The sequence below is a fragment of the Actinoplanes rectilineatus genome, from assembly GCF_000962825.1.
Taxonomy (GTDB): Bacteria; Actinomycetota; Actinomycetes; order Mycobacteriales; family Micromonosporaceae; genus Actinoplanes; species Actinoplanes rectilineatus.
This window is the reverse complement of sequence record NZ_JZKF01000043.1, coordinates 69,838-78,808: the sequence shown is the minus strand read 5'-3', so window position 1 is coordinate 78,808 and position 8,971 is coordinate 69,838. Positions and strand designations below refer to the sequence as shown.

Below are 8,971 nucleotides of genomic sequence, written 5' to 3'. Positions count from 1 at the left end.
TCTCGCGGGTTGGACGCGTAGCGGCCAGCGGGAGTCGCCGGGCCCTCGGCGGGAGCGACGGTCCGCACCACCCACCCCGCTACGACATCGATCCTCCGACTTTGATCTTCAAAAGCCGGAGGATCGTCAGAGGTCTGACCGGATCCGGGAGTAGATCACCAGGTCCACCCGTCCGCCGTGCGTGATGCCCGCGCTGCGCGCGACGCCCTCGCGCCGGAACCCGGCCTTGACCGCGACCCGGTTGCTGGCGATGTTGCCGGTGGCCACGCGCAGTTCCGTGCGCTCGAAACCCAGCTCCTGCAGCACCCAGCGGGCCAGGATCGACGTCGCCTCGGTGACCACGCCCCGGCCCCGGGAACCGGGCATCGCCCAGTAACCGATTTCGGTCACCCGCGCTGTCCAGTCGGTGCGTTTGAGGTCGATCAGGCCGGCGAAGCGCCCCTCCGCCTCGATCGCCCGGACCAGGCCCGCACCGCCGATCCGGGTGCCGGGCGCGGTCCTGGTGATGAAGGTCAGGGCGTGTTCAACCGTGTAGTCGTGCGGCAGCGGCAGCCAGCGCTGCGTCGTCGCGTCGGTGACCCCGGTGACCAGATCCTCCGCGTCGGACACGCGGAGGTCCCGCAACACCACGTTCCCGCCGCGCAGGATCCGGTCCGGGAACCGGGGGATCCGCCTAACCGACCGGTGCCGGGTGGCCCTTCTCGTGCTCGGCCACCAGGGTTGCCATCGCATGCTCGACCACCCCGATCAGTACGGCCTTGACCGAATCACGATGCCGCGCGTCGCACATGAGCAGCGGCACGTGGGCGGGGATCGCGAGCGCCTCGCGGACCTCCTCCGGCTCGTAGCGGGGCGCGTCGTCGAAACAGTTGACCGCCACCAGGTACGGCAGGTGGCGGTTCTCGAAGTAGTCCAGAGGCGCGAACGCGTCGGTCAGACGCCGGGTGTCGACGAGCACGGCCGCGCCGACCGCGCCCCGAATCAGCTCGTCCCACATGAACCAGAACCTGGTCTGTCCGGGCGTTCCGAACAGGTACAGGATGAGATCGTCGGCCATGGTGATCCGGCCGAAGTCCATCGCCACCGTGGTGGTGGCCTTCCCCGGCACCTTGGAGGCGTCGTCGATCCCGGCGCCGGCGGAGGTCATCACCGCCTCGGTGGTCAACGGTTCGATCTCGGAGACCGCACCGACGAGAGTCGTCTTGCCGACGCCGAACCCGCCGGCAATGACGATCTTCGCGGAGGTGATCTCCGTGGGTTGTGTCGCCGCCCGATCAGAGCTTGCGAAGTCCACCTAAAACCCTTCCCAGCAGGTCCATCCGCTCCGAGAATCCGGTTCGGGGAGCGGCACTGTGCAGCGTGAGCAGCCCGTCGGCCACCATGTCGGCGACGAGCACCCGGGCGACCCCGAGCGGTAAGCGGGTGAGCGCCGCGAGTTCAGCGAGCGATTGGGCCTTGGGCTCGCACAACAACGCGATGCGGTACTTGTCGTGCCCGGCGAACCGTGCCTCCTGCACGGCTGCCGAACCCGCGACCAGGACCGCCTCGATCGGGATGTCCCGGATCGGTTCGGTCCGGCCACGGGTGACCGCGTACGGCCGCACCAGGTTGCCCCGGGGATCGTGCGGCTCTGTCATGTCGCGGTCACCTCGTCTCCACCGGAGCGGTCGGCCCCGGCGTCTAGTAGCTGACGGCCTCGCGACGCGTCGGCGACAGCGCCGCGCCGACGCGTTCCACCAGGAGGGCCATCTCGTAGCCGACCTGGCCGACGTCGCTGCTCCGCGACGCCAGGACGGCCATCGACGATCCGTCGCTGATGGACATCAGGAAAAGGTATCCGCTGTCCATTTCGATGATGGTCTGCTGCACCGCACCGGCGTCGAACATCCGCGACGCGCCGTCGGTGAGGCTGACCACGCCCGACGTGATCGCGGCGAGCTGGTCGGCACGGTCCGCGGGCAGGTCCCGGGACGAGGCCAGCAGGATGCCGTCGGCGGAGACCGCCACGACGTGTGCGATGCCGGCGACACTGTCGGCGAAGTTGCTGAGCAGCCAGCCCATGTCGTGCATGGTGGGGGGCCTGGTCACTGATCATTCTCCTTAGGAGCCCATGTTGCTGCGGCGGCGGTTTCGGCAACGCCGTCCGTCCGCCCCCGTTGCACGCCGCGGTGGTACGCGGACAGTAGTCCACGGACGTCGTCCGGGCTGCGACGCTGTTGAACCCGCTGCACACTCTGCACCCCTCCGGGCACGAGTTGCGCCTGCGGAACCCGCTTCGGGAGGCCGGTCCGGGTCGTCCCGGCGTGCTGCGGCTCGGCTGCCGCCCTGGCACGTTGCCACCCGTCGTCGGCCGTGGTCTTCCACCTATCCTCCACCGCTTCCCGGGGCCGGGGCACGGTGATGGTGGGCGGTGGCGGCAGAGGCGGCAGGGGAACGCCGCTCGGCGGTGGCGCGTATCCGGCGGTGGGCATGCCGCGCCCGTCGTCGGCCGTCTCCCCGTCGAACCAGCCCTGCTGCATCTCCATCTGGATCGGCGCCGTGGCGGCGGCCGGGGCGGGAGCCGGGGTGGGCTCCGGCTCGGCCGGCGCGGGGAACGCCTCGAACGAGGCGCCCCAGCCCGGGGTCTCCCCGGTGTCCTGCGGGACCCGGGTGGGCAGTTTCGGACGGCCGGTGGTGGGTTTCAGGTCCAGTTCGGCCGGTGGCGGCGCGTGCCGGGTCGCCCGGTAGGCGGGCTCGGCCGCTCGGGGTGCCCGGTTCGCCGGCCGGGACTCCACCGCGGGCACCGGCCGCGACCAGCTCACCGGGCGGGCAGGCGGCGCGGGCAGGCCGGGCATGATGACGATGTCCGCGGGCAGCGACACCTCGGCGATGGTGCCGCCCTCCGGGCCGGGGCGCAGGTCGATGCCGATGCCGTGCCGGGCGGCGAGACGGCCGACGACCGCGAAGCCCATCAGCCGGAAGGTGCCGGCGTCCACGTCGGACGGCGCGTGCAGCCGCCGGTTGATCTGGTCGAGCTGGTCGGCCGAGATGCCCAGGCCGTGGTCCTCCACCTGCACCAGCACCCGGTCACCGGACCGGCTGCCGTGCGCCATCACCACGGTGTTGGGCGGGGAGAAGCGGGTGGCGTTGTCGAGCAGCTCGGCGATCAGGCGGACCACGTCGTTGACGGCTGCCGACGCGACCGAGATGTCGGTGTCGATGCTGCCGAACTCGATCCGGTGGTAGAGCTCGACCTCGGACTGGGCGGCCCGGATCGCGTCGACCAGCAGCGCGTCCTCGCGGCGCGGGGTGCCGACCTCGGCGCCGGCCAGCACCAGCAGGTTCTCGTCGTTACGGCGCATCCGGGTGGCCAGGTGGTCCAGCTCGAAGAGCCGGGCCAGGCGTTTCGGGTCCTCCTCGTTGCGCTCGATCTGGTCGAGTTCGCCGATCATCCGGTCGACCAGGGTCTGGCTGCGCCGGGCCAGGCTGAGGAACATCGTGGACAGGCTGGCGCGGAGCGAGGCCTGTTCGGCGGCGACCCGGACGGCCTCCCGGTGCACCATGTTGAACGCCTCGGCGACCTGCCCGAACTCATCGCGGTCGACGATCCGGATCGGGTTCCTGGTCTGCTCGACGATCCGGTCGACACCGCCCTCGCCGAGGTTCTCCGCGTCCTGCAGCCGCTGGACGACGTCCGGCAGGTCGCGGTTGGCCACCGTCAGCGCGCCCTCGCGCAGCCGGCGCACCGAGATGTGCAGCGAACGGGCCAGGTAGAAGGCGAGCGCGACGGCGATCAGCAGCACCAGCAGCACGACGACGAACTCGATCGTGGTGCGCCGGGAACTGGCCGTGCTGGCGGAGCCCGCGACCGCGGCCACCTCCGCCTCGATCTGCTGCTCGGCGCCGCTGAGCAGGGCGACGACGTCACCGAAGACCTGGGCGATCTCCTCCGGGGAAGCGGTGTTCGGACCGGTCAGCCGGGCGGTCACGGTGTCCGCGCGGACGACCTCCTCGTCGCCGAGGACCGACTCGACGAGGGCGATCTGCTGGGTGTCCGCGACGGCGCGGAAGTCGGCCAGTGCGTCCGCGCGGATCGCCTGGGCGGAGATCAGGGCGCGTTGCCGGTCCGCGCCGGCGTCCCCGGTGAGCCGGGCCACATACGCCTGGACGGCCTGCTCGGCGGCCGCCGCCTCGATCTTGCTGAACGCGGCCAGTGCCCGCAGGCTGTCGGCGACCACGCCGGGCTCGGCGACCCGGCTGACCACCGTCTCGTACCCGGACAGGCCGGTCAGGACCACGCCGTACCGCTTGGCGGTCTCCGACACGTTCCGGTCGGCACGCCCGCCGACTCCGGCGCGGATCGCGGCGAGCCCGGCCAGCGAGTCGTCGACGCCGTCGAGGCGGGCGGCGACCTCGGCGGGGACCTGCTCGATCGCCGAACGGTCGGCGCGGATCAGCTGGATCTGCGTGTCGACGGCCTTGACCGCCTCCCGGAAACCGGTCTCCTGGGTGGCCGGCACCGCCAGGTAGCCGACCGCGGTCATCCGCTCCTCGTGCAGCAGGCGGGTCAGTTCGGACAGGTCCGATCCGAGTGCGGCGAGTTCGGTCACCCGGCCGGCGTCGCCGGCGCGTTCGCCGACCTCGATCAGCCGGACCGTCGCCAGGACCAGCACCGCGGCCAGCGGCAGGACGAGCAGGCCGGCGAGTTTGCCGCGGATCCCCAGGCCGCCGCGTCGTGCGGGCAGAGCCGCGAATCCCGTGCTCACGACATCTCCTTCGCGGTCGTCCCGGCTGAGCTCCACCACGTCGGACGGCTCATCGGACGCTGCGGTCCGGCCTCGTCCGATGCCCACAGAAGGGCCCGCGCCGTTTTCGGCACGGCGGCGATTTCATCAGAACGCCGGACCGTTTGGGAAGCCTGGATCCTCCCGCGAACAACCCGCGTGTCCGGGTGATAGGCGCGCGCGCGAGCGCGGCATCGCCGAGCTCCCGGGGTTGACGTGCGCGAATACCTCACTCGCGACCTTCCGTGATCACGCGCTCACCGAACACCATCTCGATTTCAACCACTATGTGGGACGATCATCCCGCGACCTCGGTTTATCGCGGCTCATCCGCCGTCCCACGGTGGCGTCTCACGGTGGCAAGGATCGGCGCGACGCGACGGACTCGTTGTCCGTGTCGCGACAGTGTCCACTGCGGACGAACGCGTGGCAACTACCGATATACGAGTCTCGAATGACGGAGTGTGATCACGCAGTAGTCACGCCGATCGATCACCCATGATCGAGACTTTAGGATTTCTTAAGAAGCGGACGCCTGACTGGCGTGTCACGCCGAATATTCCGTAACGTGCTCACCATGGCATTTCGGAGCTGGGTGAAGCTGTCGGCCACCACCGCCACCGCCGCTGCGGTGGTCGGCGCCGGCCAGCTCGGCATCGCTTACGCGCTCACCCTGGTGCGGTTCGACCGCGTCATCGAGGTCACTGCGCGTGATCAGTGGACGTCGCAGCTCGCCTGGGTCGCCTGGATCGCCATGACCGCCGCCGCGATCGGCGCCGTGGTCGGCGTGAGTCTGCGACAGCGCTGGCTGCCCCAGCCGGTGGGCACCGGCGGCGCACTGGTGATGGGCCTGTCCGCCGCCCTCGGCGCGCTGGCCACCCTCCCGCTGACCATGCAGCCGGCCCGCGCCGCGCAGGTCACCGGGGTGCACCCGGCCTTCGTCATCGGCGTCTGCGCCGGCCTCGGCGCGGCGATCGGCATCTTCGCCGCCTGGGCCGCCGCGGCCCGGCCCGCCGCCCGCTGGAACATCGTCACCCTGACCGTTCTGATGTGGATCGTCGCGCTGATCTCGATCGGCCCGTCGCTGAAGCCCGGCGGCGCGACGATCACCTCGCGGCTCGGTGTGCTCGAGGGAGACCTGATCCCGGCCGCGCTCAGCGGGCGCACCCCGTTCCTCACCATGCCGACCCTGGCCCTGCTCGCCGGCCTGGTGGTCGGCTGGACCGCCCGCGGACACCGGATGCCGGTCCTGGCCGTGGCGCTGGCCGGGCTGCCCGGCCCGGCCCTGCTGACGATGGCCTACCTGATCGCCGGCCCCGGCTCCGGCGGCGCGGGCTTCACCCTGAGCCCCTACTGGGCCGCGATGACCGCGGCCGGTGCCGGCGTGCTGGGCTCGGTGCTCGCCGCGATCGTCCGGCCCGCGCCCGGATCGGGCCGCCCCCGCGACGACCGGCCGAGCAGTCCGTCGGCCCCAGTGGTCGCCACCCCCGAGCCGCCGGCCCCGGACACCACCGCTTCCGCTCCCGAGGCGGACAACCCGCTCCCCCGGCGCGACGTGCCCACCCAGTCCGCGATCGCCCAGGCCGCCGCGGTCGCCGCCCAGCGCCCCGACGAGCAGCTCCGTCCCTCGGACACCGGCATCTTCACGACGTCCGGCCGCCCGCACCCGCTGGCCGACCTCGCCTCGGCGTCCGGTCAGGCGACGGTTCCGCCGCAGGCCCCGCGCGGTCAGACCTACGGCTCGGCGCAGGGCCAGACCTACGGCCAGCCGCAGGAACAGCCGACCTCGCCCGCCCAGCCGGATGCCGGGCCCCGCTTCTCCGGCCAGCAGCCTCCGGCCGAGGGCCGCGCCTCCTCGATCCGTGGCGGCTGGCGCTCCCGCCGCGAGGCGACCCCGGCGTCCCCTGCCGCAGCCACGACGGCGTCCCCGGCCGGCGATCCCGCATTCGACGGGTTCGCCGCCGCCCAGTCCGGGACGGCCACGCCGCCGGGCCGCGCCAAGCCCGGCGAGGGCGACTACGTCGACTGGGTGAACGGCCTCGGCGGCGCGTGAAAAGCATGCGGAAGAACGCGTGACAGATAGGCGAACGCCGATGGAATGATGCGGCCGGGAGGTACCGCACCGACTCCCCGCCGGTGACGATGAGCCATGTCCGGGTCGCATCCCCCGATGGCATCGGAGTCCGATCATGACCATCCTCGGCCGTTTCCTCCTCACCGTCTCACTCGCCGGCGCCGCCCTGGTGGCACCCGCCGTCGTAGCTCCCACCAGCACCGACGCCGCCCAGGCCGCGGTCTACTCGACGTGCACCATCAGCCGCTGCACCGACGCGCGGACCGCGCGGACCGGCTGGTCCTCGCTCAGCTGGCCGACCACCGCGGGCTGGTACGCCTGGCCGTACGGCAACTACAACTACACCGGCGGCACGTTCCAGAACCGCGAGGGTCAGCTACCGGCCGGCGCCTCCTACGGCGAGTACGACGTCTACTCCCGGGCCCGCGGGGCGTCGCGGGACGCGTACCGGATCGTGGTCAACCGCAGCACCAAGGAGACCTGGTTCACGCCGGACCACTACGTCACGTTCTACAAGCTCTGACCCCCTCCTTCCGGGGTACGCCGTGAGCGCCGTACCCCGGAAGGAGGCGGTGACTCAGGTGGCCGTGGTGATCGGCAGGTGGACGCGGGCGCCGGAGTCCCGGAACTCCGACGACTTGGCCCGCAGTCCGGCCGCCCGCAGCTCGTGACTGATCTTCATCGAGCAGAACTTCGGCCCGCACATCGAGCAGAAGTGCGCCGTCTTGGCGGGCGCCGCGGGCAGCGTCTCGTCGTGGTACGCGCGGGCCGTCTCCGGGTCCAGGGCCAGCTCGAACTGGTCCTCCCAGCGGAAGTCGAACCGCGCCCGGGACAGCGCGTCGTCCCACTCCTGCGCGCCCGGGTGCCCCTTCGCCAGGTCCGCCGCGTGCGCCGCGATCTTGTAAGCGATCATCCCGGCCTTCACGTCGTCCCGGTTCGGCAGTCCGAGGTGTTCCTTGGGGGTGACGTAGCAGAGCATCGCCGTCCCGAACATGCCGATCATCGCGGCGCCGATCGCCGACGTGATGTGGTCGTAGGCCGGGGCGACGTCGGTGGTCAGCGGGCCCAGCGTGTAGAACGGCGCCCCGTCGCAGATCTCAGCCTGCAGGTCGACGTTCTCCTTGATCTTGTGCATCGGCACGTGGCCGGGGCCCTCGACCATCACCTGCACGTCGAGGGAACGGGCGATGCCGGTCAGCTCCCCCAGTGTCCGCAATTCGGCGAACTGCGCCTCGTCGTTGGCGTCCGCGATCGACCCGGGACGCAGCCCGTCGCCGAGGGAGAACGTGATGTCGTACTCCCGGAAGATCTCGCACAGCTCCCGGAAGTGGGTGTAGAGGAAGTTCTCCCGGTGCTCGGCGAGACACCAGGCCGCCATGATCGATCCGCCCCGGGACACGATCCCGGTGACCCGCTCGGCGGTCAGCGGCACGTGGGACAGCAGTACCCCGGCATGGACCGTCATGTAGTCGACCCCCTGCACGGCCTGTTCGATCACCGTGTCCCGGAACAGTTCCCAGGTCAGTTTCAGCGGGTCGCCGTTCACCTTCTCCAGGGCCTGGTAGATCGGCACGGTTCCGATCGGCACCGGCGAGTTCCGGACGATCGCCTCCCGGGTCTCGTGGATGCGCGGCCCGGTGGACAGGTCCATCACGGTGTCCGCACCCCACCGGGTCGCCCAGGTCAGTTTCTCCACCTCCTCGGCGACCGACGAGGTGACCGCGGACGTGCCGATGTTCGCGTTGACCTTCACCAGGAACCGGGAGCCGATCACCATCGGCTCGGACTCCGGGTGGTTGACGTTGGCCGGGAGCACCGCGCGCCCGGCCGCGATCTCGTCGCGGACGACCGACGGCGGCACCCCTTCGCGGATCGCGGCGAATTCCATCTCCGGCGTGACGATCCCGGCCCGCGCGGAGGCGAGCTGGGTGCGCCCGGTCCGCCACGGGGTGCGCAGCGGCGGCAGTCCGGCCTCCGGGTCGCCGCCCGGTCCGGACGTGTCGTAGAGCCGGACCGGCGGGTGGTCGCCGCTGAGGACGACCTCGGTGAACGGCACCCGGATGTCCGGTCGCGGACCTTCCACATAGACCTTGCGTCGCACGATCAATACCTCCACAAATATGGATGAAAGCGG

General features: G+C 71.4%; 8 protein-coding genes. 2 read left to right on the top strand and 6 right to left on the bottom strand.

Annotation, left to right across the window (positions count from 1 at the left end):
* Window positions 1–126: 126 nt before the first annotated feature.
* The 5 genes from WH85_RS28325 to WH85_RS28305 are packed head-to-tail and all read right to left on the bottom strand — an operon-like array spanning window position 127 to window position 4,745.
* The gene (locus WH85_RS28325) at window positions 127–732 is read right to left on the bottom strand and encodes a GNAT family N-acetyltransferase (RefSeq protein WP_083449313.1); all 606 of its coding nucleotides are present in this window, start codon (window positions 730–732) and stop codon (window positions 127–129) included.
* Window positions 674–1,294: a GTP-binding protein gene (locus WH85_RS28320; protein WP_045745066.1), complete on the bottom strand. Its 621-nt coding sequence runs from the start codon at window positions 1,292–1,294 to the stop codon at window positions 674–676. The genes WH85_RS28325 and WH85_RS28320 overlap by 59 nt, the downstream gene beginning before the upstream one ends.
* Window positions 1,275–1,637 (bottom strand): DUF742 domain-containing protein, encoded by a 363-nt coding sequence (locus WH85_RS28315; RefSeq protein WP_045745065.1) that lies wholly within the window; start codon window positions 1,635–1,637, stop codon window positions 1,275–1,277. The genes WH85_RS28320 and WH85_RS28315 overlap by 20 nt, the downstream gene beginning before the upstream one ends.
* A 43-nt stretch (window positions 1,638–1,680) precedes the next feature.
* A complete protein-coding gene (locus WH85_RS28310; protein WP_083449312.1) occupies window positions 1,681–2,088 on the bottom strand; it encodes a roadblock/LC7 domain-containing protein in 408 nt (135 codons plus the stop codon).
* A complete protein-coding gene (locus tag WH85_RS28305; RefSeq protein WP_045745076.1) occupies window positions 2,085–4,745 on the bottom strand; it encodes a sensor histidine kinase in 2,661 nt (886 codons plus the stop codon). Before WH85_RS28305 ends, WH85_RS28310 begins: the two co-directional genes overlap by 4 nt.
* 595 nt (window positions 4,746–5,340) lie before the next feature.
* Here WH85_RS28305 and WH85_RS47470 point away from each other — a divergent pair.
* Window positions 5,341–6,816 carry a hypothetical protein gene (locus WH85_RS47470; RefSeq protein ID WP_157411255.1) on the top strand — a complete coding sequence of 492 codons (1,476 nt, stop codon included), beginning with the start codon at window positions 5,341–5,343 and terminating at the stop codon, window positions 6,814–6,816.
* A gap of 136 nt (window positions 6,817–6,952) precedes the next feature.
* Window positions 6,953–7,360 carry a ribonuclease domain-containing protein gene (locus tag WH85_RS28295; RefSeq protein WP_045745063.1) on the top strand — a complete coding sequence of 136 codons (408 nt, stop codon included), beginning with the start codon at window positions 6,953–6,955 and terminating at the stop codon, window positions 7,358–7,360.
* Between the two features lie 54 nt (window positions 7,361–7,414).
* Here the strand turns inward: WH85_RS28295 and thiC are convergent, their stop codons facing one another.
* Entirely contained in the window at window positions 7,415–8,944 is a 1,530-nt protein-coding gene (thiC, locus tag WH85_RS28290) for a phosphomethylpyrimidine synthase ThiC (protein WP_157411258.1), read from the bottom strand.
* Window positions 8,945–8,971 lie beyond the last annotated feature (27 nt).